This window comes from Streptomyces sp. NPDC039424 (genome assembly GCF_055639495.1).
In genome coordinates this window covers 755,266-781,577 of sequence record NZ_JBVKAI010000001.1, presented here as the reverse complement: position 1 = coordinate 781,577, position 26,312 = coordinate 755,266, and the positions used below count along the sequence as shown (strand labels likewise).

Sequence of the window (26,312 nt, the reverse complement as noted above, 5' to 3'; positions counted from 1 at the left end):
GCGCCTGCGGTCAGGCCGGGGCGGCCCGGGGGAGTGTGACCGTGAACGCCGTTGTGCCGTCGGTACCGTTCAGGGTGATCGTCCCGCCGTGTGCCCGCACCAGTGCCCGGGCCACGGAGAGGCCGAGTCCGCTTCCGCCGCGGTCCCGGCTGCGTGCCTTGTCGACGCGGTAGAAGCGGTCGAAGACGCGGTGCCGGTCGGCCGCCGGGATGCCGGGGCCCGTGTCGGTGACGCGGATGGACGCCGTGGCGTCGCCGGTCAGGACCGCCACGGAGACCGCCGTGCCGGTGGGCGTGTGCACGGCCGCGTTGGTGAGGAGGTTGTCCAGGACCTGGCGGATGCGTACCGGATCCAGGCGCAGGCGCACCGGGGCAGGGCCGGTGGTCACGGTCAGCGGGTGTCCGGGGTGGCCCGCCCGGAACGCGTCCGCCGCCTCACGCACGAGTGCGGTCAGGTCGGTGTCCTCCGGGCGCAGGGGCGTCTCCACCTCCGCCGCGTCCAGCCGGGCGAGCAGGAGCAGATCGTCCAGGAGCACGCCCATCCGGGCGGCCTCGGCGCGCAGCCGGGCCAGGTGGCGGTCGCGTTCGGCGGGCTCGTTGGCGGCCGCGTACTGGAAGAGGTCCGCGTAGCCCCGTACCGACATCAACGGGGTGCGCAGCTCGTGCGAGGCGTCCGCGACGAAGCGGCGCAGCCGCTGCTCGGCCTCCGCGCGCACGGCGAGGGAGGCGTCGATGTGCTCCAGCATGGTGTTGAAGGCGGTGCGCAGCTCCTCCACCTCCGGGCCGCCGCCCGGTCCGTCCGCGCGCAGCGGCAGCCGGGCCGCCGACTCCGTCAGGTCGTGCGAGGCGATGCCGTGGGCGGTGGTCGCCATGTCGCTCAGGGGTTGCAGACCGCGCCGCAGCATCTTGCGCCCGAAGACGACGAGGGCCAGCAGGGCGAGGGCGAACGCCACCACCTGCACCACGACCAACTGCCGTACCGTCTTCTCGACATCGGCCAGGGGAGCCGCGCTGACCAGCACCACCCCCGGCTCCACCTCGCACGCCCGCAGCCGGTAGGTGCCCTCGCCCGCGATGCGCGCGGTACGGAAGACCTCCGTGGTCATCCGGGCCCGCGTCTCGGCCAGCGCGGTGAGGGCGCGGGTGTCGTCCGGCACGTCGGCCGGCCTGCGCAGCACCGCCGAGCCGCCCGAGACGTCGTACACCGCCGTGTACCAGCCGTAGTACGGCTTGCGCCGGACCGTGCCATGGGTGAAGGCGTCCTTGGACTGCACCGTCTGCACGAGCTTGAGCTGCTGGGTCAGCTGCTGCTGGAGGTAGTCGCGCATATACGTCGTCAGGGCCGTGCCGACCACCGCGAACACCACCAGCGACAGCGCGCCCAGGCCCAGCGCCAGCCGGGTGCCCAGGCGCAGTCTGCGGTACGACCGCAGCAGCCGGCGGATCACTCGGCCGCCCGCCGGACCACGTACCCGAAGCCCCGCACGGTGTGGATCAGCGGCTCCCCGCCGGTCTCGTCGAGCTTGCGGCGCAGCCGGCTGACGACCAGCTCGACGACGTTCGAGCGGCCCCCGAAGCCGTACTCCCAGACATGGTCGAGGATCTGCGCCTTGGTGAGCACGGCCGGGGACTTGCGCATCAGATAGCGCAGCACCTCGAACTCGGTCGGGGTCAGCGACAGCCGCCGCCCGCCGCGCCGCACCTCCCGGGTGTCCTCGTCCATCGTCAGGTCCGCCACCCGCAGGACCGACCGCTGGAAACCGGGCCCGGCGCTGCGCCGCAGCACCGTGCGCAGCCGGGCCATCAGCTCCTCCACCGCGAACGGCTTGACCAGGTAGTCGTCCCCGCCCCGGGTCAGCCCCGCGACCCGGTCGGCGACGCCGTCGCGCGCGGTGAGGAACACCACCGGCACCATCGTCCCCGAGCGGCGCAGCCGGTCGAGCACGCCGAAGCCGTCGACGTCCGGCAGCATCAGGTCGAGGACGACGATGTCCGGGCGGAACTCGGCCGCCCGGGCCAGCGCCGCCTCACCCGAGTACGCGGTGGCCGCCTCCCAGCCCTCGTACCGGGCCACCGTCGCGACCAGGTCGGCGATGGGCGGGTCGTCGTCCACGACGAGGAGTCGTACTTTTTCCACCCGCTCATACTGCTTCACCCGCCGTACGGCGCCAGACCCGTCCCTCACCACCGGGCACATCGATATCCAGTTGAAAGTCGTCCGACAGGAAAACGACAGCAGTCGCGGGCGAAGCTCGTCTCCCAGGAACCGATCAAGGAGCTCCCGTCCGTGACGACCCTCCACTCGCCCCCCGTGCCCGCCACGGCGATACGCCCCCGGGTGGTAGCCCGCGCCGGCCTCTACGCCCTGCTGGCGGCGAACGCGCTCGCGGTGGCCGTCCTCTTCGTCCAGGCCGGCTTCGGCTCCAACGCCCTGATCGTGCTCGGGCGCCTGGCGGGCCTGTACGGGGCGCTCCTCATGGCCTTCCAGCTGCTGCTGGTCGCCCGGCTGCCCTGGCTGGACCGCCGGATCGGCATGGACCGGCTCACCTCCTGGCACCGCTGGACCGGCTTCGGCCTGCTGTGGACCCTGGTCGGCCACCTGGTCTTCATCACCTTCGGCTACGCCCGGCTGTCCTCCATGGATCCGGTGGACCAGCTGGTCGACCTCGCCGAGACCACCGAAGGCGTACTGCGCGCGATCGTCGCCCTGGTCCTGATCATGGTGGTCGGCGCGGTCTCCGCCCGCTGGGCCCGGCGCCGCCTGGCCTACGAGACCTGGCACTTCATCCACCTGTACACCTACGTGGCCGTCGCCTTGGCCTTCACCCACCAGGTCGCGGTCGGTACGACCTTCACCGCGTCCTCGGTCGCGAAGACGTACTGGTACGTGGTGTGGGGCGCGGCCCTCGGGGCGGTCCTCGCCGGACGCCTGGTGCTGCCGCTGTGGCGGAACCTGCGCCACCGGCTGCGGGTGTCGGCCGTCGTGCCCGAGTCCGACGACGTGGTGTCGGTGTACGTCACCGGCCGCGACCTCGACAAGCTGCCCGCCGTGGCCGGACAGTTCTTCCTGTGGCGGTTCCTGACCAGGGACCGCTGGTGGCAGGCCAACCCGTTCTCGCTGTCGGCCGCCCCCGACGGCCGCGGTCTGCGGCTCACCGTGAAGACGGCCGGCGACGGAAGCGCCGCCCTGCGCCACCTCAAGCCGGGCACCCGCGTCTTCGCCGAGGGCCCCTACGGCGCCTTCACCGCCCTGCACCGCACCCGCCCCGACACCCTGCTCGTCGCCGGGGGCGTGGGCATCACCCCGATCCGCGCCCTGCTGGAGGACCTGGACGGGCATGTGGTCCTGCTCTACCGGGTGGCCACCGACCGGGACGCGGTCCTCTACGCCGAGTTGTCCGAACTGGCCGCCGCCAAGGGCGCCGAGCTGCACCTGATCACCGGGCCGGCCGTGCCGGACCTGCTGGCACCCCGGGAACTGGCCCGGCTGGTGCCCGACGTCGGCGAGCGCGACATCTTCGTGTGCGGGCCGCCCGGGATGACGGCCGCGGTGCTGCGCAGCCTTGCCGACATGGGCGTGCCCAAGCACCAGATCCACTTCGAGCGCTTCAGCCTGGCCGGATGAGCGGGAGCTGAGAGGAACACCGTGAAACGAGCACTGCCCGTCCTGGCCCTGACCATCGCCGGTCTCGTCCCGCTGTGGCGCTACGAGCCGTCGCACGACACCGCGTCGTCGCCCACCGAGGCCGCCGCACCGGCGCCCACGGCGTCCTCCACCGGCTCCTCCGGCTCCTCGGCACAGGTCGTCGCCGGACCCACCGTCACCACCGAGAAGGGTGACGTGCAGGTGGAGGTGACCTTCGCCGGGGACAGGATCAGCTCCGTCCGGATGCTCAAGCAGCCGAACAGCCCGCAGACCCAGGGCGCCGTACCCAAGCTGATCAGCGAGACCCTCGACGCCCAGAGCGCCGACGTCGACACCGTGTCCGGCGCCACCATCACCAGCGAGGGCTACAAGAAGTCGCTGCAGGCCGCCCTCGACGAGGCGGCCGCGTAGATGCGCCGCGTCGAGCACGTCATGGGGTTCCCGGTGTCGCTGCGGATCGACGACGAGGGCGTCGGCGAGGAGACGGCGGACGCCGTGTTCGCCTGGCTGCGCGAGGCCGACGCCCGGTTCAGCCCCTTCAAGCCGGACAGCGAGGTGTCCCGGCTGGACCGGGGTGAGCTGGAGCCCGGTGCGGTGAGCGCGGACCTGGCCGAGGTCCTCGGCCTGTGCGAGGAGTACCGGTCCGCCACCGGCGGCGCCTTCGACGCCCGCCTGCCCGGCCGCGGCCTGGACCCCTGCGCGGTGGTGAAGGGCTGGTCGGTGCAGCGGGCGGCGGACCTGCTCACCGCGGCCGGGGTACGTCGGTTCTGCCTGAACGCCGGGGGCGATGTGGTGGCCGCCGCAGGCCCCTGGCGGGTGGGGATCCGGCACCCCGAACACGCCGACCGGCTGTGCACGGTCCTCGAGGTCACCGACGGGGCGGTGGCGACCTCCGGGCGCTACGAGCGCGGCGACCACATCATCGACGGGCGCACCGGGCGTCCGGCGACCGGCCTGCTCAGCCTGACCGTTGTCGCGCCGACCCTGACCGAGGCGGACGCCACCGCGACGGCGGCCTTCGCGCTGGGCGAGGAGGGCGTGGCCTGGGCCGCCGCCCGGGCCGGCTGCGAGGTGTTCGCGGTCGACGCCGGGCGGCGGGTGGTACGGACGGCGGGAGTGCCGGTGGCCGCCTAGAGCGGCCCCGCGTCAGCCGACGTCGGAGGCGTCCAGGCGGTAGAGGCCGCCGCTGGTGGTCGAGGTTGTCGAGGTGGCCGAACCCGAGGCGTACGCCGAGGACTTGACCGCCGTGCCGTGCTTCTCGACCCAGGTGGCGATGGCGGAGTCGGTGCCCTGGCCGCCGTCGCTGCTGACGATGACGTAGTGCAGCTTGCCCGACTTCACCAGGCTCTTGAGCTTGGCGAGGGTCATGGCATTGTCGGTGCCGGACCAGCCGCCCATGGAGATCACCGGCTCGCCGGACTCCAGGATGATCGAGGAGGCGGTCTGGTCGGTGGCCACCGCCACCAGCCAGGTGGCGCCGTCCTGGTGCTTCTTCAGGTACGAGATCATCCCGGAGCCGACCTGGGTGCCGCCGCCCGTCCGGCCGCCCTGGGTCCGGCCGCCGGCAGCGGAGTTCGTGCCCGAGGGGGCCTGCCCCGACTCCGGGCCGGCACCGGAACCGCTCGGCGCCTGGCCGGTGGCGCCGGTCCGCGGAGCGCCGCCGCCCGTGGTCCCGCTCGGCCGCTGACCGCCCCCGCCGGGGCCCCCGCCCGTGCCCCCGGTGCTCGGACCGGCGGTCGGGTTGGTGCCGTTGGTGCTGGAGGTGGCCGCCGAGACCGAGTACGCGGCGGGCCCGGCGAGCAGTGCCACGACCGCCGCCAGCGCCGCGAAGCCCATCAGGCGCCGCCGCCGCGTGAACCGTCCGGCGAGCAGACCGAGCACCGACACCGCGCCCGCGACACCGACCACGGCCTCGGCCACGGTGTACAGGGTCCCGGAGCCGGATACCCGCTGGAGCAGCACGACCGCCCAGACCGCGCTCACCGCGACCGCGCCCGGCAGCACCCACCCCCACGTCGCCGCCGCACCCTCGCGGAACGCGCGGTACAGCAGCACCCCGCCGGCACCGGCCAGGGCCGCGACGCCCGGCGCCATGGCGGTGACGTAGTACGGGTGGAAGGTGCCCTCGGCGAGGGAGAACGTCAGACAGTGCAGGACGAACCAGCCGCCCCACAGCATGAGCGCGGCCCGCTGGGCGTCCGTACGCGGCGCCCGGCCGCGCAGCACCAGACCGCCGGCCAGCGCGACCGCCGCGAACGGGATCAGCCAGGAGATCTGGCCGCCCATGATGTCGTTGAACATCCGGTACAGCCCCGCGCTGCCCCCGAAGCTCGCGCCGTTGCCCTGCGAGCCGACCGACGAACCGGCCCCGAAGATACGGCCGAAGCCGTTGTAGCCGATGACCAGGTCCCAGACCGTGTTGTCGGTCGAGCCGCCGATGTAGGGGCGGGACGAGGCCGGGATCAGGTCGACGACCACCATCCACCAGGCGCTGCTCACCACCAGGGCCACCGTGCCGACGGCCAGGTTGCGGATCCGCCTGCCCAGGGAAACGTTCGCGGCCCACAGGTAGACGAGGAAGAACGCGGGCAGGACGACGTACGCCTGCATCATCTTCGTGTTGAACGCGAAGCCGATCGCGACCGCGGACCACACCAGCGGCATCATCCGGCCGGTGCGCACCGCCTTCAGCAGGGCGGCGGCGCCCAGCAGCATGAGGAGGACGAGGACCGGATCCGGGTTGGTGTCCCGGTTGATGGCCACGGTGATGGGGGTGAGGGCCAGCGCGAGCGCGGCGATCGTGCCCGCCACCGGGCCGAAGTCCCGCTTGACCAGGCGGTGCAGCAGGGCCACCGAGCCCGTGCCCACCGCGACCATCGGCAGCGTCAACTGCCAGGTGCCGTAACCGAGGACCCGGGCCGACAGGCCCATCACCCACAGGGCGAACGGCGGCTTGTCGACGGTGATGAAGCTGCCGGAGTCCAGGGCGCCGAAGAAGAACGCCTTCCAGCTCCTGGTGCCGCTGTAGACGGCCGCGTCGTAGAAGGTGTTGCCGGTGATGGAGGACAGGTTCCAGGCGTACAGCGCCGTGGCCAGCACCAGGATCGCCCACAGGGCGGGGCGGGCCCAGCGCGGGTCCTCGGGCCGGGCCGCGCGGTGCCCGGCCTCCTCGGTGGGCGCGGGCGAAGGGGCGAGAGTCGTCATGGCAGTGACCATCGGGGCCGTGTCTGGGGGGCCGCTGAGGCTTCACTGAGCGAAGGATGAGAATCAGCGAACTCACAGCCTGCGCACAGTGCGCTGACGACCGGCTGCCAGGCGGCCGTCCGCCAAAGTACTGAAACACTCGCGGTCTAGACTCTGCCGCAACGGCCTGCGCACGGACGATCGTGGTCGAGAACAGGCACTATCTGCCACACCCGAAGGGTATTCGGCGCTTTGATACGGATAGATTCAGTCACCAAGCGGTACCCGGACGGCACGGTGGCGGTCGACCGGCTGTCGTTGGAGATACCGGACCGCTCGATCACCGTCCTGGTGGGACCGTCCGGCTGCGGCAAGACGACGACCCTGCGCATGATCAACCGGATGGTCGAACCGAGCGAGGGCACCATCCTCATCGACGGCGTCGACATCCAGAAGCAGCCGGTCAACACGCTGCGCCGGTCGATGGGTTACGTCATCCAGAACGCGGGTCTCTTCCAGCACCGCACGATCGCCGACAACATCGCCACCGTGCCCCGGCTGCTGGGCTGGAGCCGGGAGAAGGCCCGGAAGCGGGCGGCGGAGCTGATGGAGCGGGTGGGCCTGGACTCCTCGCTCGCGAAGCGCTACCCCTACCAGCTGTCCGGCGGGCAGCAGCAGCGCGTCGGTGTGGCCCGGGCGCTCGCCGCGGACCCGCCGGTGCTGCTGATGGACGAGCCGTTCTCGGCCGTCGACCCGGTGGTGCGCAAGGGCCTTCAGGACGAACTGCTGCGCTTGCAGGCGGAGTTGGGCAAGACCATCGTCTTCGTCACCCATGACATCGACGAGGCCATCAAGCTGGGCACGATGGTCGCCGTGCTGCGCACCGGCGGCAAGCTGGCCCAGTTCGCCCCGCCCGCCGAACTCCTCTCCGCCCCCGCCGACGCCTTCGTCGAGGACTTCCTGGGCGCCGACCGCGGTATCCGCCGGCTGTCCTTCTTCCCCTCCGCGGGGCTGGAGTTGCAGACCGCCCCCGTCGTCGCCGTCGACGTGAGCGCCGAGAAGGTCGCCGCGCGCGGCGCCGCCGACGTGCCCTACCTCCTCGTCACCGACCTCGACGGCAGACCGCTCGGCTGGAGCGCGCCCGGGGACCTCACCCCCGGCGAGATCGAGCCGGGGCGGCTGCTGCCGTACGGGCGGCCCTTCGTGCCCGGCACGGACTCGCTGCGCGCCGCGCTCGACGGCTCGGTGCTCTCCCCGACCGGCTGGGCGGTCGCCGTGGACGGCACCGGGCGGGTCGTCGGCGTCGTGTCGCAGCAGACCATCGGCGAGGCCATCCGCAACGCCCACGCGGCGGCGCCCACCGGTTCCACCGTCACCAAGGTGGCCGGATGAGCGGCGGCCTCTTCCACCTCCCGAGCGACCTCCAGAACAGCTACTCCGGCCTGGTCGGCCTGCATCTGCGCGAGGCCCTGCTGCCGGTCCTGGCCGGTCTGCTGATCGCCCTGCCGGTCGCCCAGCTGTGCGTGCGGCTGCGCTGGCTGTACGCGCCCGTGCTGTGGGTGACGACCGTGGTGTACGCCATCCCGTCGCTCGCCCTGTTCGTGGTCCTCATCGACTACACCGGCCAGACCGAGACCACGGTGATGATCCCGCTGGCCCTCTACAGCCTGGTCGTCCTCATCCCGGCGATCGTCGACGCGGTCCGCTCGGTGCCGCAGGAGACCCTCGCCGCCGCCACCGCCATGGGCTTCGGGCCGGTGCGCCGCTATGTCCAGGTGCAGTTGCCGATCGCCGTGCCCGCAATCATGGCCGGGCTGCGGGTGGCGACGGTGTCGAGCATCTCCCTCACCAGCGTCGGCGCGCTCATCGGCAACCAGGGCGCGCTGGGCAACCTGCTCCACGACGGCATGGTCTACCACCAGCCGCGTCTGGTGTGGCTCTCCGTGATCGGCACGGCCGTCCTGGCCGTTCTGGTGGACGCGGTACTGGTCCTCGTCCGCCTGCTCCTGACGCCCTGGATGCCGCGCGGCACCCGCAGGGCCCGCCCCGCCGACGCCGAGGCCCGGCCCGAACCGGCCACGGCCGTCCTGGAGGACGCCGCCCGATGAACGTACTCCACTTCGTCAACGCCTTCTTCAGCGACAGCGCCCACTGGCACGGCTACGACGGCATCCCCACCCGGCTGCGCGAGCACGTCCAGTACTCGCTGACGGCGCTCGCCATCGCCGCCGCCATCGGCCTGCCGGTGGGCCTGCTCACCGGGCACACCGGGCGCGGCGGCAACGTCCTCGCCCTCATCGCCACCGCCGCCCGCGCGCTGCCCAGCTTCGGCCTGCTGGTGCTGATGTTCGTCCTGCTCGGCTTCGGCCTGGTCCCCGTCATGATCCCGCTGGTGGCCCTCGCCGTCCCGCCTATCCTGGTGACCACCTACGAGGCGATGCGCTCCGTCGACCCGGCCCCGGTCGACGCCGCGCGGGGCATGGGCATGGCCGAGCCGCGGATCCTGTTCCAGGTCGAACTGCCGGTCGCGCTCCCGCTGATCCTCAGCGGCCTGCGCTCGGCGGCCATCCAGATCGTCTCGACGGCCACCATCGCCGCGTACGTCAGCCTCGGCGGGCTGGGCCGGTACGTCATCGACGGCCTCTACCAGCACGACTACGAGAAGGTGGTGGGCGGCGCCACGCTGGTGGCCGTGCTCGCCCTGGTCACCCTCACGGTGTTCTCGGCGGTGACCAGGATCGCGGTGTCGCCCGGGGTGCGCCGCGCCGACTGAGGTCAGCGCGCCTCGGTGCGGGCCAGCGCCAGCTCCAGCACGACGAGCAGCGCGTCCCGCACCGAGCCGCGTTCGCGGGCGTCGAAGACCAGCACCGGGACGCCGTCGGTGACGTCGAGCGCCCAGCGGACCTCGTCCAGGGTGTGCTCCACCGTCCCGTCGAAGGCGTTGACCGCCACCGCGAACGGGATGCCCTTGTGCTCGAAGTAGTCGACGGCGGCGTAGCAGTCGTCCAGGCGCCGGGTGTCGACGATGACCAGCCCGCCGATCGCGCCCTCCACGATGTCGTCCCACATGAACCCGAACCGCTCCTGCCCGGGCGTGCCGAACAGGTACAGCTTCAGCGTCGGGTCGATGGTGAGGCAGCCGAAATCCATCGCGACCGTGGTGGTGGTCTTGCGCGGGGTGTGCGTGAGGTCGTCCACGCCCGCCGCGACCTCCGTGATCGCGGCCTCGGTGGTCAGCGGCTCGATCTCCGAGATCGCGCCCACGGCGGTGGTCTTGCCCACGCCGAACCCGCCCGCGATCACCATCTTCACCGGCAGCGGCGGCCGTATGCGCGTCCGCGCGGCCGGGCCGCCGGTCGGAGCTTCAGTCGGTGTCACGGAGTACCCCCCGGGAGTCGGGGATGGCGCGGAGGCCATCGATAACCCTGCGCAGGACGGACGCGTCGTGGGTGGCGTCGAAGTCGGGCACGTACACCGTCAACTGCCCGGCCGCGCGCAGATCCTCGGCGAGCACGCGGACCACGTTGAGGTGCAGCCGCAGCCGGGCCGCGAGTTCCGCGATGGACTGCGGCAGCCGGCAGGCGGCGATGATGTCGTGCTGTTCGAAGGAGAGCCGGCCGAGCGCGTCGAGCCCTTCGGCGGTGGCCACCACCTGGGTCTCGACGGGCACCGTCCGGCCCGAGCCGCTGTCCGCGACCCGGCCGGCGGTGACCAGGAAGGGCCGTACGGCGGGGGCGGGGCCGACCGGGTCCGGGCCCGGGGGCGGGGAGCCGTCCGCCATGACTGCCTACGCTTCCTCTCTCGAATTCTCTCGACCGGCGGGGGCGGTCAGCGCGGCGAGGGGACGCCGACGGTGTTCTTCAGTTCGAGCACCAGCTGCGGGCTGAGCGCGGCACCGGCGCGGTTGGCGAACAGCGTCATCTCGTACGCGATGTTGCCCAGCTTGGCTTCCTTGTCGGCGACCACACCGAGGACGGCGCCGCTGCCGATCGCGGAGACGATGACGTGGCCGCCCTCCAGATCGATGATGACCTTGTTGAGGCCGCCGAGCCCGTAGTTGCCGGAGGCACCGGCGGCCAGGCTGGTGATACCGGAGACGATCGCGGCCAGCCGCTCGGAGTGGGCGCGCTCGCGCAGCTCCGACACGGCGATCAGCAGCCCGTCGGAGGACACGGCGATGGCGTCCACGACGCCGGCCGTCTCGGTCGCGAAACGGTTGAGCAGCCATGTGAAGTCGGCTGCGGCGGCCCGCAGGTCGGTCGGCGGGGTGCCGCCCGCCGGGGTGTCACCTGTCGACGTGCTCACTGCTCGGCTCCTTCCGGATGATGTCTCTGGTCGTGCGTGTCGTTCGTCGCCTCGGACCCGCCGACCACGTCCGGTCGCGGGAAGTCACCGGTGTCGCTGTCCCGCCGGGCGCGTTCCACCGCCGCCTCGAACTCCTCCAGCGCGTCCCGCACCGCGTCCGCGTCCGCGGTCTGCGCCGCCTGCGGCACGACCTGCGCGGCCCCGGCGGTCGTACGGAGGGTGGCTCCGCGGACACGGCGACGGAGGGGGCGGGACGCCGTGTCGCCGGGCGACGCCGGTTCCTCGCCCTCCGACTCGCGGCGCGGTACCCGGCGGGGGAGCGGGGCGGGGTGGTCCTGGCCGGAGGCCAGGTCCGGGGACCCGGGGCGGCTGTGGACGGCAGCCGACGCCGACGGTACGGGCCCAAGGGCCACGGCGTCGGCCGAGGCACGGGCGCTCGCGGACGGCGACGGCCCACCGGAGGACACGGGACCCGCGGAAGCGACGGCGGCCCCGTTCGACGCGGAGCCCCCGAGGGCCCCTGACACACCGGCAGGAGCGGCCACGGCGGAGCGCGCGGGGCCCGCGGAGGCGGCGGCCGTGCCGGACAGTATGGTGCCACCGGGGACCGGTGACGCATCGGAAGTGCCTCGGCCGTCAGCGGTCGCCGAAGCCTGGGACAGCGCCGGGGAACGGGTGGCCGTCACCCCCGCAGAACCGCCGGAGGCCCCCCGGAGCAGCCGCGCGGGCAGGGTCACCTCGGCCGTCACACCGCCGCCTGGTGTACGGGACAGTTCGACGCCGATCTCCCAGCGGCGCGCCAGCGTGCCGACCACGAACAGGCCCAGCACCTTGGTCGGCACCACGTCCAGGCGTTCACGGCGGATGAGGCGGGCGTTCTCCTCGGCGAGGCGTTCGGCGCTCATGCCGAGGCCGTGGTCGGTGATGACGACGTGCGTGCCGTCGGCGCCGGAGCGGACGGCCACCTCGACGGGGCTGCCCTCCGGCGAGAACGACACCGCGTTCTCCAGGAGTTCGGCCACCATCAGGGTGAGGTCGCCGATAATGTCCGGCTCGACCACCGCGTCCGCCGCGGCGTTCAGCCGTACCCGCTGGTAGCCCTCGATCTGCCCGAGCGCGGCCCGTACGACGTTGCTGAGCGCGGTGGGCCCGGCGTCCAGGACGGTCTCCCGGATGCCGGCGAGCAGCATCAGGCTGTCGGCGTTGCGGCGCAGGCGTACGGCGATGTGGTCGATGGAGTACAGCCGCTCCAGCAGCGCCGGGTCGGTCTCGCCCCGCTCCACCGCGTCGATCAGCGCCAGCTGACGGGTGGTCAGGTTGCTCACCCGGCGGCCCACGTTGCCGAACATCTCCGCGACGTTGCGCCGGCTGAGCACCTGCCGCTCCAGCAGCCCGGCCGCGGTGGTCTGCACGCGGTTGAAGGCGTCGGCGAGGTCGCCGATCTCGTCGCGCGCGGTGACGGGCATGTCGCGCAGCCGGGGCGGTCCCTCGTCCTCGGCGTCGTCGTCGGCGACCCGGGCGAGCTCCCGGCCGGCCACGTCGGCGACCTCCTGGGCCACCCCGGTGAGCGCCTGCACGGGCCGGATCACCGAGCGGCGGACCATCACGGCGAAGGTGAGCCACAGGGCGAAGCCGAGCAGCGCGGCGCTCAGCAGCAGGCCCGCCCGCCACTGGGCCGAGCTGGACGCCTGGTCGGCGCGGTCGGCGATCCGGTCGATCAGCGCGGTGGTGATCCGCAGCCGGGCCTTGGCCTGGGCGGGGTAGTCGGGGTAGTCGTTCAGGGCGTCCTTGACCGCCGCGCGGATCTCCGCCTGGCCGCCCGCCTCCAGCCTGCCGGGGTCGATCTGCAACTCGGCGTAGGACTCGGCGATGTTGCGCTGCGCGGGGGTGTGCTCGATCCCGGCCAGCGCCTCCGCCTGGGCCTCGGTGGCGAAGCGGGTGAAGCGGTCGGCCTGGTGGTCGTACAGGTCGTGGGAGCCGATCGCGTTGGTGAACTCGATCAGCGCGTTGGTGTCTCCGGTCGTCGCCGAGAACACGCTGGTCTCGAAGGCGCTGTGGGCGGCGTCCGCGCGCAGCAGCGAGTCCAGCAGGTTGCCGGTGAAGGTGGCGGCGAGGGACGCGTTGCGGTCCAGGTCGAGGCCGTCGATCAGGTCCTTGGAGGCATTGGTGTACGCCGGGTCGATGTTGTCGGCCGGGAGGTAGCCGCCCAGGACGGTCTGGCGCAGGCTGGTCAGGCCCTCGACCTGGCGCAGGGCCTGCGACTCGGTGTCCGGCAGCCGGTCGCCGAAGGTGTCGCGCACCTTCTCCACCTGGGCGTTCACGGCGCCCTGTGCCGCGCGGTAGCCGGCCGGCGAGGGTTTGCCGTGGCCCGCCTCGTAGCGGGCGGAGAGCAGGATGGCCTGCTGGTGTTCGGCCTCCACCAGGTTCACCAGCCGGGCGACCTGGGCGCTGTCGCGGACGAGCCGCGCCGCCGACCGGGCGCTGTTCGACTGCTGGACGAGGTCGGTGATGAGGTAGGACAGCAGTACGGCGATCACCGCGAGCGGCACGCCGACCAGGACGTTCAGCTTGCGCCGGAAGGGCCAGCGGTCGGCGAAGCCCCGGGCGGACGCGTCCACCGCGTTCGTGGACACCGGGCCTCCTTGGTAGGGGTGTCTCCACCCGAACTGATGTGTGACGACACCGAAGCGGGCCCCGTACTCCGCTGTGACCGACGTCAACTGCGGTGAGACTACAGCGTCCTTGATGCGTCGATCAGGACCATCTGTGTCAAGAATCCGTTACAAAACAACCGCTTGTGCTACACAACTAGCCACGAATTGAAGCCAATCAGTGACCAAGACGCTCTTGACTGGGCGAGAACCGGCTGGATTGGATCAGTTGCAGAGCTGTCCACTGTTGTGCAGCGCCGTCCGCCCCCCATCTGAGCCCGGAACGGGAACCGTGACTTCCAACACCCACACCAGCAGGTCAATCCGGAGACACCCCGGCGCGGTGATCGTCGCGCTGGCCGCGGCGACGGCCCTGCTGGCGGGCTGTTCCTCCTCTTCCGACGATTCCGACGACCCGCTCGCGGGCGAGAAGGCGAGCGGTGACACCGTCGTCGTCGGGTCCAACAACTTCCCCGAGAGCATCCTGATCGCCGACATCTACGGCGAGGCACTGAAGGCCAAGGGGATCAAGGTCGAGTACAAGCCGAACATCGGCAGCCGTGAGACCACCTACGGTCTGCTCAAGAACGGCACCATTTCGGTCCTGCCCGAGTACAACGGCGCCCTGCTGGCCTATCTCGACCCGAAGGCCGCCCCCAAGACCGTCGAGGCGACCACGGCCGCGATCGAGGCCAAGCTCGACTCCAAGCTGACGCTGCTGAAGCCGGCGTCGGCGCAGGACAAGGACTCCGTCACCGTCAACAAGGAGACGGCGGCGAAGTACAACCTCACCGGCAGCTCCACCATCGCCGACCTCAAGGCCGTCGCGAAGGACCTGGTCATCGGCGCCTCGCCGGAGTTCCAGACCCGGCAGCAGGGCCTGGTCGGCCTGAAGTCCGCGTACGGCCTGGAGTTCAAGTCCTTCAAGGCGCTCGACGCGGGCGGTCCGCTCACCCAGGCGGCGCTGAAGAAGAACACCGTGCAGGTCGCGGACATCTTCACCACGGACGCGAGCATCTCCAAGGAGAAGTTCGTCGTCCTCCAGGACCCGAAGAACCTCTTCGGGTTCGAGAACGTGCAGCCGCTGGCCTACAAGTCCGCGCTCGACCAGAAGGGCGTCGACACCCTGAACGCCGTCTCCGCCAAGCTGGACACGGCCGCGCTGCTGGACCTGGACACCCAGGTGCAGTCGCAGAGCAAGGACCCGCTGGACGTCGCCAAGGCCTGGCTGAAGTCGGCCGGCCTCGACTGACCCTCCGCCCTTGGACACGACCACCGACAGAGCGACGCGGGTGCCCCCGGACGCCGGGGACACCCGCGTCGTGCTCGACGGCCGCGGCCTCGGCCTGACCGGGATCGTCCGGCTCGCCGACGCCGCCGCCGAACCCGCCGTACCGCCCGAGGCGCTCGACCGGGTCCGCCGCTCCTGGGAGACCGCGGCACGGCTGGCCTCCGGCGGCCGGCTGTACGGGCGCGGCACCGGCGTCGGCGCCCACCGCTCGGTGACGGTCGACCCGGACGACGAGACCGGCCATGGCCTGCGACTGCTGCGCAGCCACGCGGGCGGCGCCGGCCCCCTGCTCCCCGCCCGCCAGGTCCGCGCCCTGCTCGCCGTCCGCGCCAACCAGCTCCTCGCCGGCGGCTCCGGCATCCACCCCGCCTTCGTGACCGCCCTCATCGAGGCCCTCCGCCTCGGCGTCCACCCCGCCGTCAACGAGTACGGCGGCCTCGGCACCGGCGACCTGACGGCCCTGGCCCAGACCGGCCTCACCCTGATCGGCGAACGCCCCTGGCTGACCTCGACGCCGAACACCGGACCCGTGGCGTCGGCGGACAGTGGTGGACGCCCGGAGGTCCCGCGGCCTGGGGCGCAGACGCTGCTGCCGGATGCCGGGCCCGGGGTGTCGCGCGGCGACGGTGAGATCTCCCGCTCGGGTGCGCTGCCCGACGGCGTGCCCGTGGCGTTGGCGGACAGCGCCCGGCGCCCGGAGGCTCCCTCGGCTGGGCTCCCCGCCCCGGCCGCACCGCCGGACGCCGCGCTCGCGGGGTGCGGGGCAGGGGCAGGGGTGGGGAGCTCCGGGTCGCAGGCGCTGCTGCCGGACTCTGGGCCCGGGGTGTTGCGCGGGGGCGGTGCCGACGGCGTGCCCGGGGTGTCGGTGGACGGTGGTGGGTGGGCGCAGGGCCCGGCGGCCGGGCTGCCCGCGCCGGTGGCTCTCGGGCCCGGTGACGCGCTCGCGCTGCTCAGCAGCAACGCGCTCGCGCTCGCCTGGGCCGCGCTCGCCGGGCACGAGGCGGAGACGCTGCTGCGCGCCACGCACGCGGTGGCCGCCCTCTCGCTCGCCGCCGTCTCCGGTTCGCCGGAGGCCTACGCCGCCGAGGTGCACGCCCTGCGCCCCTACCCGGGCCCGGCCCGCGCGGCCGGCGAGGTGCGGCGGCTGCTCGGCATGCCCGCACGGCCGCGCACCGGCGGGCGCCGGATCCAGGACCCGTACGGGTTCCGGGCCTTCCCGCAGGTGCACGGCGCCGCGCTCGACGCCTCCGACCGGCTGCGCCGGATCATCGAGGTCGAGGTCAACTGCCCTTCGGAGAATCCCGTGATCGCCCCGGACGGTCACGCCTACCACCACGGCGGTTTCTTCGCGGCCCCGCTGGGCCTGGCGCTGGACGGCCTGAACCTGGCCGTGCTGCAGACCGCCCAGCTCTCCGCCGCCCGCCTCGCCGCCCTCGGCCGCGGCGACCTCACCGGCCTGCCCCCGTTCCTCGCCTCCGGCCCCACGAGCAGCTCCGGCACGATGATCCTGGAGTACACCGCCAACTCCGCCCTCGCGGAACTGCGTTCGTGCGCCGCACCCGCGTCCGCCGGACACGCCGTCCTCTCGCACGGGCTGGAGGAGGCCGCCAGCTTCGCCGGTCAGGCCGCACGGCAGACGAGCCGGGCCACCGCCGCCTACACCACCGTCCTGGCATGCGAACTCGTCGTCGCCGTACGGGCGTTGCGCCTGCATCCGGTACCGCCGCCCGTCGCCGCCTTCACGGTGGCCGCCGCAGCGCTGCCGCCCGGCACGGAGGACCGCCCGCTGACCGGGGACGTGACGGCGGCGGCCGAACTGCTGCCGGTGCTCGCCCAGTTGTGAGTCCGGCCCGGCGCTGGTATCCGCACCATGGCCACCACGGAACCCACCATCCTCGCGACCTCCGGCGGACACCGCGTGGGCGCCCGGACGATGGTGGAGTTCGACGCGCTGGTCCACCACGCGGTCGACCTCTCGGGGGCGCACGGCCGCACGCCGCGTGTGATGTACGTCGGTACGGCCATCGGGGACGCGGAGCACTTCACGGCCCGGATGACCGAGGCGGCGCGGGTGGCGGGGTTCGAGCTCACGCCGCTCCACCTGTTCCCCCGGCCCAACGTGGAGGACGTGGAGGGCACCGTCCTCGAACAGGACGTCGTGTGGGTGATGGGCGGCTCGGTGGCGAACCTGCTGGCCGTGTGGCGGGTGCACGGACTGGACGCGGTCATGCGCCGGGCGTGGCAGGCGGGCGTCGTGCTCAGCGGGGTCAGCGCGGGGTCCATCTGCTGGTTCCGGGGCGGTACCACCGACTCCTTCGGCCCCCGGCTGCGCCCCGTCACCGACGCGCTCGGCTTCCTGCCGTACGGCAACGGGGTGCACTACGACACCGATCCGGGCCGCCGCCCCCTGACCCACCGCCTGGTCGCCGCCGGCACGCTGCCCACCACGCACTGCACGGACGACGGCGTCGGCCTGGTCTACCGCGGCACGGAACTCGTCGAGACGGTCACCGAGGCGCCCGGCAAGAGCGCGTACATCGTCACCCGCACCGGCGACGGCGCGGTGGAGGAGCGCATCGAACCGCGCCTGCTTCCGGCGGTGTGAGCGGCCCGGCCGACCGGCGCGGGCTCACGCGGCGCCGGCCCCCACCTCCTGCTTCCTTCGCTTGCGCTCCCGCCGGCCCACCCGGGGCTCCTGTTCCGGCAGCCAGCCGAAGGTGAGACAGCTGCCGATGCCGCCGAGGAGCAGGCCGACGAAGAAGCCGCCCAGGTTCGAGGTCATCCAGGTGCCCAGGGTGAGCAGCATGGCGATGATGGAGTAGAAGAGGCGCTGGGCCGGGTTGAACATGATCAGCAGTCCGCAGATCAGCATCATGGTGGGCAGGAGGTAGCCCGCCAGGCCCTGCATGCCGATGTGCAGGATGACCGGAAGCGGCGCCTTCATGGTCAGCAGGATCTCGGCGCCGCCCAGGACGAGAAGCAGACCGCCGACGAAGGGCCGACGGGCTGTCCACTGCCGGAAGCGGTTCATCGCGGGCAGCCGTCGCTGTCGAACCTCATGTGCAGGTTGGGGAGCTTGAACACGGCCGCGGTGGCGGCGTAGTTGTGCTGGTACAGGTTCTTGATGACGACGGCGTCCGCCTGCTGGCCGTAGACGCCCTCGGGGCCCTGGCGCCCGACCTTGTCGAAGGTGCTGGCGTCGCGGCCGATCTCGATGTTGTTGAACTCGGCGTCGCCCTTGATGTCGTCGGAGTCGATGGCCAGGTTCGACACCTTCACCGGCTTCGACCCGCCGCCGGCGGTGAGGACGAGCTGGATGCCGCCGAGGTCGACGCTCTGGCAGAGGTTGGTCAGTTCGCCGTCCTTCACCACCGAGGTGACGACCAGCACCTGGCCCCCGGTGTCGCCCTGGTTGGGGCTGTTCTCGATCATGCTGTCCAGGGCGCCGTACTGCGCGAAGCCCTTGCCGTCGAGCTTGTCGGCGGTGACCACGAACGGCATGCCGGAGATGGCGAACTGAACGCCCAGGGCGCCCTGGGCGGTGAGGATCGCGAGGCCCGCGGCGACGCAGGTGGCCGGTACGGCCATCACGGCGGCCCGGCGCAGCCGGACCCGGCCGCGTCTCCCGGTGCCTGCGGTGGTCTCCCCGGAACCGCTTTCCGGGTTCTCGGGCATGTTGTCGGCGGACGAGGCCATGTCTGCTCCCATGGGCATAAGTCACTGCGGGTTGGGCTTCAGCGGCGCGTTGTCCTGGCGCGGACAGCGGCTGCCGCGCACGCCTCCTCGCACTCCCGGCGGACGCAAGGGCTTTCTCGTTACGCAGCAGTAGCCGCCGAGGAAGTTACCGGGGGTTACATGGGGGGTCAAGAGAGTTGTGAAAAAACAGTGTCGATTATGCGTCCGGTGCGCTCAGGTGCAGCAACTCGCTTGATCGACCTTGACGTTGACTGACCATCAGGTCTACAACTGCCCCTGGCTCGTCCGGATCCGTGGCGCCGGATCGGCCGCGCGGCACCGTCGCTGTCCGACGGTGTTCCCGGCACGGCACCCACTTCTCAGCTCTTCTCAGCTCTTTCGGCTTCTTCGCAGGCAGTGCGGCACCGGCACGGTCCCTTCCCCCCTTCGGCCCGTGCCCGGCAGCCCCTTCACCGGCCCGGCCGGGGCCTCCATCGAGGCTTCCGTCCGGTGTCCGACCGCCGTTGCCGGTCCGTCACGTACGGAGAAGGCGTCACGGACCGGCAACGTCCGGCGCCCCCGCGCGCCCCCAACCCCCCACTCACCCTCACCAGCCCCCCACTCAGAAATGAGGCACCCGCATGCGCACCCGTACCCTCGTCACCCTCGCCGGAGCCGTCGCCGCCCTCGCCCTCCCGCTGGCGGCCGTCCCCGCCTCCGCGGCGGACACCCCGGTGCTCACCACCGGCAGCACCGGCGGCACGCCGGTCGCGGTCGGCGACGTCCTCACCGCGCCGCTGGCGAGCGGCACCACGGCCACGCTCTACTCCAGCGCGACCGGCACCAGCGGCGTCAAGTGCACGTCGTCGCAGTTCACCGCCACCGTCACCGACAACCCCGCCGCGCCCGGCACGGCCACCGAGTCGGTCGGCGCGCAGACCTTCGACTCCTCGACCTGCACCAGCAACGTCCTCGGGGTGACCGGCGTCACCAGCATCACGGTCGACAACCTGCCCTACACCACCACCGTCGCCTCCGACGGCACGCTGACCGTCCTCCCGGCGAGCGGCTCGACCATCCAGACCACCGTCAAGCTGAAGACGCTGCTGGGCTCCATCACCTGCGTCTACCAGGCGGCCAGCCTGACCGGCACGGCAGACAACAGCGACAACAGCATCAACTTCACCAACCAGCAGTTCACCAAGAGCTCCGGCTCCTCGCTCTGCTTCTCCAGCGGCTTCTTCACCGCGAAGTACGCCCCGGTGACCGACGCGGGCGCACCGGTCTTCGTCAACTGAGCGTCCTAGGCGCGGCGTTCACCGCCGACGCAGACGCAGCGCCAGGGCGGCGCCCCCGGTGAGCACCAGCACCGCGGCGGCGCCGCCCGCCATCAGCGGCGCGGACGGCCCCGAGTCGCCGGGGGCGGTGTCGGAGGCGACCGGTGTGCTGTCGGCGGTGGTGCTCTCGGTCCGCGGGGCCGGCGAAGCCGCCGCCGTCGGCGACGCGGTCGCCGTCCCGGCCGTCGCCGAGGGGGCTGCGGCGCTCTTCGACGGGCTCGGCCGCGCGGTCTTCGTCGCGCCGCCGCTCGCACGCTCCTTCGCCGCGCCCGGCTTCGTGCTCGACGCCCCCGAGAACACCACGTCGGAACACGAGTAATAGGTGTCCGGCGTGCTGCTGTTCTGCCAGATCGTGTACAGCACCTGGCGCCCCGTCCGGTCCGTCGGCAGCGTCGCGCCGATGTGGTACGCCCCGTTCGTCAGGGCCGGGTCCTTGACCTGCGCGAAGGGACGCTCGGGCAGGTCGGACCACTTCAGCGGCTTACCGGGGTCGTAACCGGGCTTGGTCAGGTACAGCTTGAACGTCCCCGTGTGCGCGATCGTCGAGGCGTAGGTCATCGTCAGCTTCCCGCCCGGCTTCAGCCGCGTCGACGGCCAGTCCGCCCGGGCCAGGTCGAGGCCCTTGTAGGCGGGCAGGCCTCCGCTGCACAGCTTGCCGTCCGGAATCACCTGCCGGTCCCGGCCGTCGACGCCGGCGACCCGCAGGTTGTCCCACGCCGTGAAGGACGTGCCGTTCGCCGCGATCGCCGCCCGGCAGGCCGCCGTACCGGCACTGCCGCCCGAGGGGGAGCAGGCGTACACCCGGCTGACCGGGTCCGTCGGCGCACCGTGTGCCCCGGCCGGTCCCGCCGCCCACAGCGACAACAGGGCCGAGGCGGCCACGGTGGCCCCCGCTGCCCTCAGGTGTGCGGTCATCCGAGTCATCCGGGACGCCTCCTCGGCCGCGCGGCGGCGGCGTGTGTGTTCCCGTGCAGTACGGACACCGGCCCGGAAGCGTTCAGATCGCCTCCTCGCCCACTTCGCCTCCTCGATGACCGCCGATGACTTCAGGGCCGGCCGGTGCACGTGTGCACCGACCGGCCCGTCCGTTTGAGGTCCCATTGAGAACGGCCCGACCTCCTCGTATCGTGGCGATCACCGGCGCGGGGACCCGGTGTTCGCCATCGGCCTCCGGAAAACAGCGAAAGCCGAGGGAGGGGCCCGTTTTCAGTTCATCCGCTTGTGGGTCCGAACCGGCCCCCGGATCGCCTCATGCACCACTTACACGTGTCGTACACCAGCTCCGCACAACCTCCCCTGGTAGTCGCAGGGTGAGTTATCGTGTGCGCGGGGTAAAAAACAAACGGCACGTCCCGTTGGTTTCTTAAGGAGTGTCTTCCACATGGCGAGGCAGTTACGCGCCGAACAGACCCGAGCGACGATCATCACCGCCGCGGCCGATCTGTTCGACCGGCACGGCTACGAATCCACCAGCCTGAGCGACATCGTCGAGCACGCCCGGGTCACCAAGGGCGCGCTCTACTTCCACTTCGCCGCCAAGGAGGACCTGGCGCGCGCCATCATGGAGCTGCAGGCCCAGGCCTCGCGGCAGCTGGCCAGGGAAGTGGAGCGCCGCGACTGCTCCTCGCTCGAGTTCCTGATCCGCACCACGTTCGGGCTCGCCCGGCTCGCGGTCGACGACCCGATCCCCCGCGCGGGACTGCGTCTGGCCACCGCGGACGTCGCCGTACGGCCGCCGCAGAAGCACCCCTTCTCGGAGTGGCTGGACATCTCCACCCGCAAACTCCTCGGCGCGGTCAAGGAGTCCGACGTCCATCCGGACATCGACGTCGACGCCGCCGCCCGCTCCCTCGTGTACTTCTTCGTCGGCACCCGTGTCGCGGGCCGCTCCCTCGACCCCGACGGACGGCTGCCCCGCCGGGTCGCCGAGATGTGGCACCTCATGATCCGGGGCATGGTGCCGGTGCCCCGCCGAGCCCGCTATCTGACCCTCACCACCCAGCTGGAGCGGGAAGCCAGGACCGTCTGAGGCGCGGGGTACGGTGACGCGTATGCCCGACACCCCCGCCGCGCCCGTGATCCTCGGCGACCGACCCGGTTCGTTCCCGCGCAGCGTGCTGGCCGAGCGGCACCCCGCCATCGTCCGGCAGGTCCGCGAGGCCTTCCCGTACGGCCCCGAGCAGCACCGCGCGCTCGACGCGCTGCTGACGAACTGCACCGAGGGCGTGATCGAGCCGCTGCCCGCCGACGCGCCGGACCGCGACCGGTGGCGGGCCTGGGGCATGGACGCCTACGCGGGCCGGTCCTGGTACGACGTGCCCTGGCTGTGGTCCGAGAGCTACTTCTACCGCCGACTGCTCGACGCCGTCGGGTACTTCGGCCCGGGACCCTGGACGGGCATCGACCCCTTCCGCCCCTTCAAACGCGCCGAACTCGACGCCGGGGAGACGGACGAGGAACTGGCCGCGCTCGACGCGCTGACGGACGTGCCGCCCGACGAACGGGCGCGCGCCCTGCTGCACGGCTCGCTCTGGGGCAACCGCGCCGACCTCGGCTTCCGCCTCTCCGCCGCCGGCGCCGAGACCCGGGAGGCCGTCCCCGCCCTGGTGGCCGACGACAGCGCGGCCCTGTGGTCCCTGCTCCCGCCCTCCGGCACGGGCACGCTGTGCCTGGTCGCGGACAACGCGGGCCGGGAACTCGTCCCCGACCTGCTGCTGATCGCCCACCTCCTCGCCGAGGGCCGTGCCGCCCGGGCCGTGCTGCACGTCAAGCCCCACCCGTACTACGTCTCCGACGCCACGACCGCCGACGTGGTCGACGCCCTGCGCAGGCTCACCTCGGCGCCGGGCGCGGCGGCCGGATACGGGCGGGACCTGTGGGCGGCCATGGCCGACGGCCGCCTCTCGGTGCGCGCCCATCCCTTCTCCTGCGCCCCGCTGCCGTACGCGGACATGCCGGACGACCTGCGCGCCGAGTTCGCCGCCGCCACCCTGACCGTCGTCAAGGGCGACCTCAACTACCGGCGCCTGGTGGGCGACCGGCTGTGGCCCCCGACCACGCCCTTCGCGGACGTCACCGCCCGGTTCCCGGGCCCGGTCGCCGCCCTGCGCACGCTGAAGTCCGACGTGATCACCGGCCTGGACGCCGCCACCGAGGCCGCCCTGGTCGCCGCCGAGGGACAGCGCTGGCGCACCGGCGGCACACACGCGCTGATCCAGGTCAGGACCTAGGCGCTGCCGGACGGGCCCTGACTCGACGCGGAGGTGCCGCGGCGGCATCCCAGGGCCTGACCAGCGGTCATCCGTTCTCCGTCGGTTCACGCGATGGTGTGATCATGTACCGCGCCCAGGATGCCCGTCGGGGGCCGCGGGTAGGGCCCCGGCCATGACGCAGCCGTTCACTCTCCCGCACTTCTACATGCCGTACCCCGCGCGGCTGAACCCGCATGTCGACCAGGCGCGCGCCCACTCGACGGCGTGGGCGCGCGACATGGGGATGCTGGAGGGGTCCGGGATCTGGGAGCAGGCCGACCTCGAGGCGCACGACTACGGGCTCCTGTGCGCCTACACCCACCCCGACTGCGACGGCCCCGCGCTCTCGCTGATCACCGACTGGTACGTGTGGGTGTTCTTCTTCGACGACCACTTCCTGGACATGTACAAGCGCACCCCGGACCGCGCCGCCGGCAAGGCCCACCTCGACCGGCTGCCGCTGTTCATGCCGCTCGACCTCGCCACCGCCGTACCGGAGCCGCGCAACCCGGTGGAGGCGGGCCTCGCCGACCTCTGGGCGCGCACGGTGCCGTCGATGTCGGCCGGCTGGCGCGGGCGGTTCGCCGTCGCCACCGAGCACCTGCTCAACGAGTCCCTGTGGGAGCTGTCCAACATCGACGAGGGACGGATCGCCAACCCCGTCGAGTACATCGAGATGCGCCGCAAGGTGGGCGGTGCCCCCTGGTCGGCGGGACTGGTCGAGTACGCGACCGCCGAGGTGCCCGCCTCCGTCGCCGGTTCGAGGCCGCTGAGGGTGCTCATGGAGACCTTCTCCGACGCCGTCCACCTGCGCAACGACCTCTTCTCCTACCAGCGGGAGGTGGAGGAGGAGGGCGAGAACAGCAACGGCGTGCTGGTCCTGGAGACCTTCTTCGGCTGCACCACCCAGGAGGCCGCGGACACCGTCAACGACATCCTCACCTCACGCCTCCACCAGTTCGAGCACACCGCCCTCACCGAAGTGCCCGCCCTCGCCCTGGACCAGGGCCTCGCCCCCGCCGAGGTCACCGCGGTGGCGGCGTACACCAAGGGGCTGCAGGACTGGCAGTCGGGCGGTCACGCATGGCATCTGCGCTCCAGCCGGTACATGAACGAGGGCGCCGCCCCCGCCGCACCCTGGCACGGCCCGACCGGGTCCGGCACCTCCGCCGCCGACGTCGGCGCGCTGCTCGCCTCGGCCGCCGCCGAACGCCGGCGCGCCTACTCCCACGTGCCCTTCCAGAAGGTCGGCCCGTCCCTGCTGCCCGACTTCCACATGCCCTTCCCGCTGGAGCTGAGCCCCCACCTGGAAGGCGCCCGTCCCCGGCTGACCGCCTGGGCGCACCGGACGGGCATCCTGGCGGAGGGCGTCTGGGACGAGGACAAGCTCGCCGCCTGCGACCTCCCGCTCTGCGCGGCCGGCCTGGACCCGGACGCCACCCCCGAGGCCCTCGACCTCAGCTCGCAGTGGCTCGCCTGGGGCACGTACGGCGACGACTACTACCCCCTGGTCCACGGCCACCGCCGGGACCTGGCCGCCGCCCGGCTGACCACGGCCCGGCTCTCGGCGTGCATGCCCGTCCAGGGCGAACCGGCCCCCGCCCCGGCCAACGCCATGGAACGCGGCCTCATCGACCTGTGGACGCGTACGACGGCGGAGATGACCCCCGACCAGCGGCGCACCCTGAAACGGGCCGTCGACACCATGACCGAGAGCTGGGTGTGGGAGCTGTCCAACCAACTCCAGAACCGCGTCCCCGACCCGGTCGACTATCTGGAGATGCGCCGCGCCACCTTCGGCTCCGACCTCACCCTGAGCCTGTGCCGCATGGGCCACGGCCCGGCGATCCCACCGGAGGTGTACCGCAGCGGCCCGGTGCGCTCGCTGGAGAACGCCGCCGCCGACTACGCCTGCCTCGTCAACGACGTCTTCTCGTACCAGAAGGAGATCGAGTACGAGGGCGAGATCCACAACGCCGTCCTCGTCGTGCAGAACTTCTTCGGCGTCGACTACCCGGCCGCGCTCGGCGTCGTACACGACCTGATGACCCAGCGCATGCGGCAGTTCGAGCATGTGGTGGAGCGCGAACTGCCGGTCGTGTACGAGGACTTCCGGCTGACGGCCCACGCGCGCGAGGCCATGGACGGCTATGTCGCCGACCTGCGGAACTGGCTGGCCGGGATTCTGCACTGGCACCGGAACGTCGACCGATACACGGCGGGTTACCTGGAGCGCCGCACCCACGGCTTCGTCCCGGACCGGCCTGTGGTCCTCCAGGCCGTGACGCCTGTGCCGTCCCGTCGTTGACCCCTGGGTCAGTCTCACTCGTTCGTGGCTCGTGGCGCGCCGGCGCGCCGGGTAGTGCGCCGGGGAGAGCACCAGCCGGAGGCGAACCATGGAACAGACGGCGTTGCGGCCCAAGCCGATGCCCGGTCAGAAGCGGCGGGACGGCGCTCCCACCGCACCCTCGCGACGTCCGCGCGCCCTGCGACGGCGCGGCCGGCGGACGCGGACCCTGCTGCTCGGGCTGTGCCTCGGCACGGCCCTGGTGCTGGCCGGCATCGGACTCGGCACGGTCGGCGCCAGCGTGATCGGCATGAGCAGACTCGCCGAACTGCGGCACCAGCCACCGCCGGCCGCCCCCTCCGCCGCCGCCCCGAGCCCCGTCGGGACACTGCCCGCCCCGACCCTGGCCCTGGAGGTCGTGGACGCCGAGAAGGCCGGCGCGCTGGTCGTCGGCGTCCACGTCCCGGGGCCGGGCTACGCGGCGGGCCTGGTCCGCGGCGACGTCCTCCTCCAGGTCGACGGCACCCGGGTCGACACGGCCGCCGACCTCGCCCGCGCGGTCGCCCGCGCCCGCCCCGGAGCCCGGGTCACCCTCACCGTGCGCCACGGCAGTGGCGGCTACCAGCAGCTGACCGCCGTGCCGGGAGTGGTCACCTGACCGCCCGGCTCCGGCCCCGGGGCCGCGCA

24 protein-coding genes are annotated in these 26,312 nt (G+C 72.5%); 14 read left to right on the top strand and 10 right to left on the bottom strand.

All coding sequences use genetic code 11. The features are described from left to right. Nucleotides 1-10: 10 nt before the first annotated feature. Nucleotides 11-1,447 (bottom strand): sensor histidine kinase, encoded by a 1,437-nt coding sequence (locus tag ACZ7L0_RS03600; protein WP_471240730.1) that lies wholly within the window; start codon nucleotides 1,445-1,447, stop codon nucleotides 11-13. Then, nucleotides 1,444-2,196, bottom strand: coding sequence for a response regulator transcription factor (locus tag ACZ7L0_RS03595; RefSeq protein ID WP_471240729.1), 753 nt, complete (start codon nucleotides 2,194-2,196; stop codon nucleotides 1,444-1,446). The genes ACZ7L0_RS03600 and ACZ7L0_RS03595 overlap by 4 nt, the downstream gene beginning before the upstream one ends. Before the next feature lie 90 nt (nucleotides 2,197-2,286). On the opposite strand from ACZ7L0_RS03595, the gene ACZ7L0_RS03590 reads away from it, so the two are divergent. The 3 genes from ACZ7L0_RS03590 to ACZ7L0_RS03580 are packed head-to-tail and all read left to right on the top strand — an operon-like array spanning nucleotide 2,287 to nucleotide 4,779. Next, nucleotides 2,287-3,624 (top strand): ferredoxin reductase family protein, encoded by a 1,338-nt coding sequence (locus tag ACZ7L0_RS03590; RefSeq protein WP_471240728.1) that lies wholly within the window; start codon nucleotides 2,287-2,289, stop codon nucleotides 3,622-3,624. 21 nt (nucleotides 3,625-3,645) lie between these two features. After that, the gene (locus ACZ7L0_RS03585; protein ID WP_471240727.1) at nucleotides 3,646-4,056 is read left to right on the top strand and encodes an FMN-binding protein; all 411 of its coding nucleotides are present in this window, start codon (nucleotides 3,646-3,648) and stop codon (nucleotides 4,054-4,056) included. Next, nucleotides 4,057-4,779 (top strand): FAD:protein FMN transferase, encoded by a 723-nt coding sequence (locus tag ACZ7L0_RS03580; protein ID WP_471240726.1) that lies wholly within the window; start codon nucleotides 4,057-4,059, stop codon nucleotides 4,777-4,779. 12 nt (nucleotides 4,780-4,791) lie between these two features. Here the strand turns inward: ACZ7L0_RS03580 and ACZ7L0_RS03575 are convergent, their stop codons facing one another. Further along, nucleotides 4,792-6,849 (bottom strand): ArnT family glycosyltransferase, encoded by a 2,058-nt coding sequence (locus tag ACZ7L0_RS03575; RefSeq protein ID WP_471240725.1) that lies wholly within the window; start codon nucleotides 6,847-6,849, stop codon nucleotides 4,792-4,794. 231 nt (nucleotides 6,850-7,080) lie between these two features. Here ACZ7L0_RS03575 and ACZ7L0_RS03570 point away from each other — a divergent pair, with 231 nt between their 5' ends. From ACZ7L0_RS03570 to ACZ7L0_RS03560, 3 genes are read left to right on the top strand one after another with little or no spacing between them, the layout of a single operon-like run. Beyond that, nucleotides 7,081-8,220 (top strand): ABC transporter ATP-binding protein, encoded by a 1,140-nt coding sequence (locus tag ACZ7L0_RS03570; protein ID WP_471240724.1) that lies wholly within the window; start codon nucleotides 7,081-7,083, stop codon nucleotides 8,218-8,220. After that, a complete protein-coding gene (locus ACZ7L0_RS03565; RefSeq protein WP_471240723.1) occupies nucleotides 8,217-8,936 on the top strand; it encodes an ABC transporter permease in 720 nt (239 codons plus the stop codon). The genes ACZ7L0_RS03570 and ACZ7L0_RS03565 overlap by 4 nt, the downstream gene beginning before the upstream one ends. Next, the gene (locus tag ACZ7L0_RS03560; RefSeq protein WP_471240722.1) at nucleotides 8,933-9,601 is read left to right on the top strand and encodes an ABC transporter permease; all 669 of its coding nucleotides are present in this window, start codon (nucleotides 8,933-8,935) and stop codon (nucleotides 9,599-9,601) included. The genes ACZ7L0_RS03565 and ACZ7L0_RS03560 overlap by 4 nt, the downstream gene beginning before the upstream one ends. A 2-nt stretch (nucleotides 9,602-9,603) precedes the next feature. Here the strand turns inward: ACZ7L0_RS03560 and ACZ7L0_RS03555 are convergent, their stop codons facing one another. The 4 genes from ACZ7L0_RS03555 to ACZ7L0_RS03540 are packed head-to-tail and all read right to left on the bottom strand — an operon-like array spanning nucleotide 9,604 to nucleotide 13,766. Beyond that, the gene (locus ACZ7L0_RS03555; RefSeq protein WP_471240721.1) at nucleotides 9,604-10,206 is read right to left on the bottom strand and encodes a GTP-binding protein; all 603 of its coding nucleotides are present in this window, start codon (nucleotides 10,204-10,206) and stop codon (nucleotides 9,604-9,606) included. After that, nucleotides 10,193-10,609, bottom strand: coding sequence for a DUF742 domain-containing protein (locus ACZ7L0_RS03550; RefSeq protein WP_471240720.1), 417 nt, complete (start codon nucleotides 10,607-10,609; stop codon nucleotides 10,193-10,195). Before ACZ7L0_RS03550 ends, ACZ7L0_RS03555 begins: the two co-directional genes overlap by 14 nt. Nucleotides 10,610-10,656: 47 nt before the next feature. Next, entirely contained in the window at nucleotides 10,657-11,133 is a 477-nt protein-coding gene (locus tag ACZ7L0_RS03545) for a roadblock/LC7 domain-containing protein (protein WP_471240719.1), read from the bottom strand. After that, nucleotides 11,130-13,766, bottom strand: a complete 2,637-nt coding sequence (locus ACZ7L0_RS03540; protein WP_471240718.1) for a sensor histidine kinase — start codon at nucleotides 13,764-13,766, stop codon at nucleotides 11,130-11,132. The genes ACZ7L0_RS03545 and ACZ7L0_RS03540 overlap by 4 nt, the downstream gene beginning before the upstream one ends. A 310-nt stretch (nucleotides 13,767-14,076) precedes the next feature. On the opposite strand from ACZ7L0_RS03540, the gene ACZ7L0_RS03535 reads away from it, so the two are divergent. Genes ACZ7L0_RS03535 through ACZ7L0_RS03525 form a run of 3 tightly spaced genes read left to right on the top strand, consistent with a single transcriptional unit; the run spans nucleotide 14,077 to nucleotide 17,680 of the window. Beyond that, a complete protein-coding gene (locus ACZ7L0_RS03535) occupies nucleotides 14,077-15,036 on the top strand; it encodes an ABC transporter substrate-binding protein (RefSeq protein WP_471240717.1) in 960 nt (319 codons plus the stop codon). 10 nt (nucleotides 15,037-15,046) lie between these two features. Continuing rightward, the gene (locus ACZ7L0_RS03530; protein ID WP_471240716.1) at nucleotides 15,047-16,918 is read left to right on the top strand and encodes an aromatic amino acid ammonia-lyase; all 1,872 of its coding nucleotides are present in this window, start codon (nucleotides 15,047-15,049) and stop codon (nucleotides 16,916-16,918) included. 27 nt (nucleotides 16,919-16,945) lie between these two features. Continuing rightward, nucleotides 16,946-17,680: a Type 1 glutamine amidotransferase-like domain-containing protein gene (locus ACZ7L0_RS03525; protein WP_471240715.1), complete on the top strand. Its 735-nt coding sequence runs from the start codon at nucleotides 16,946-16,948 to the stop codon at nucleotides 17,678-17,680. Between the two features lie 24 nt (nucleotides 17,681-17,704). Here the strand turns inward: ACZ7L0_RS03525 and ACZ7L0_RS03520 are convergent, their stop codons facing one another. Then, nucleotides 17,705-18,106, bottom strand: a complete 402-nt coding sequence (locus ACZ7L0_RS03520; RefSeq protein ID WP_471240714.1) for a DUF6114 domain-containing protein — start codon at nucleotides 18,104-18,106, stop codon at nucleotides 17,705-17,707. Continuing rightward, on the bottom strand, nucleotides 18,103-18,789 hold the full coding sequence (locus ACZ7L0_RS03515; protein ID WP_471240713.1) for a DUF6230 family protein: 687 nt from the start codon (nucleotides 18,787-18,789) through the stop codon (nucleotides 18,103-18,105). The genes ACZ7L0_RS03520 and ACZ7L0_RS03515 overlap by 4 nt, the downstream gene beginning before the upstream one ends. Before the next feature lie 602 nt (nucleotides 18,790-19,391). Here ACZ7L0_RS03515 and ACZ7L0_RS03510 point away from each other — a divergent pair. Continuing rightward, nucleotides 19,392-20,048 carry a Tat pathway signal sequence domain protein gene (locus ACZ7L0_RS03510; RefSeq protein WP_471240712.1) on the top strand — a complete coding sequence of 219 codons (657 nt, stop codon included), beginning with the start codon at nucleotides 19,392-19,394 and terminating at the stop codon, nucleotides 20,046-20,048. Between the two features lie 18 nt (nucleotides 20,049-20,066). Here ACZ7L0_RS03510 and ACZ7L0_RS03505 read toward each other — a convergent pair whose 3' ends face one another. Next, complete coding sequence (locus ACZ7L0_RS03505; RefSeq protein ID WP_471240711.1) at nucleotides 20,067-21,011, bottom strand: lytic polysaccharide monooxygenase; 945 nt, start codon at nucleotides 21,009-21,011, stop codon at nucleotides 20,067-20,069. 457 nt (nucleotides 21,012-21,468) lie between these two features. On the opposite strand from ACZ7L0_RS03505, the gene ACZ7L0_RS03500 reads away from it, so the two are divergent. The 4 genes from ACZ7L0_RS03500 (at nucleotide 21,469) to ACZ7L0_RS03485 (ending at nucleotide 26,283) form a co-directional block, all read left to right on the top strand. Continuing rightward, nucleotides 21,469-22,116 (top strand): ScbR family autoregulator-binding transcription factor, encoded by a 648-nt coding sequence (locus ACZ7L0_RS03500; RefSeq protein WP_471240710.1) that lies wholly within the window; start codon nucleotides 21,469-21,471, stop codon nucleotides 22,114-22,116. 22 nt (nucleotides 22,117-22,138) lie between these two features. After that, nucleotides 22,139-23,317, top strand: a complete 1,179-nt coding sequence (locus ACZ7L0_RS03495; protein ID WP_471240709.1) for a damage-control phosphatase ARMT1 family protein — start codon at nucleotides 22,139-22,141, stop codon at nucleotides 23,315-23,317. Nucleotides 23,318-23,471: 154 nt separating this feature from the next. Next, nucleotides 23,472-25,646: a germacradienol/geosmin synthase Cyc2 gene (gene cyc2, locus ACZ7L0_RS03490; RefSeq protein WP_471240708.1), complete on the top strand. Its 2,175-nt coding sequence runs from the start codon at nucleotides 23,472-23,474 to the stop codon at nucleotides 25,644-25,646. Nucleotides 25,647-25,734: 88 nt separating this feature from the next. Continuing rightward, nucleotides 25,735-26,283 carry a PDZ domain-containing protein gene (locus ACZ7L0_RS03485; RefSeq protein ID WP_471240707.1) on the top strand — a complete coding sequence of 183 codons (549 nt, stop codon included), beginning with the start codon at nucleotides 25,735-25,737 and terminating at the stop codon, nucleotides 26,281-26,283. Nucleotides 26,284-26,312: the final 29 nt, after the last annotated feature.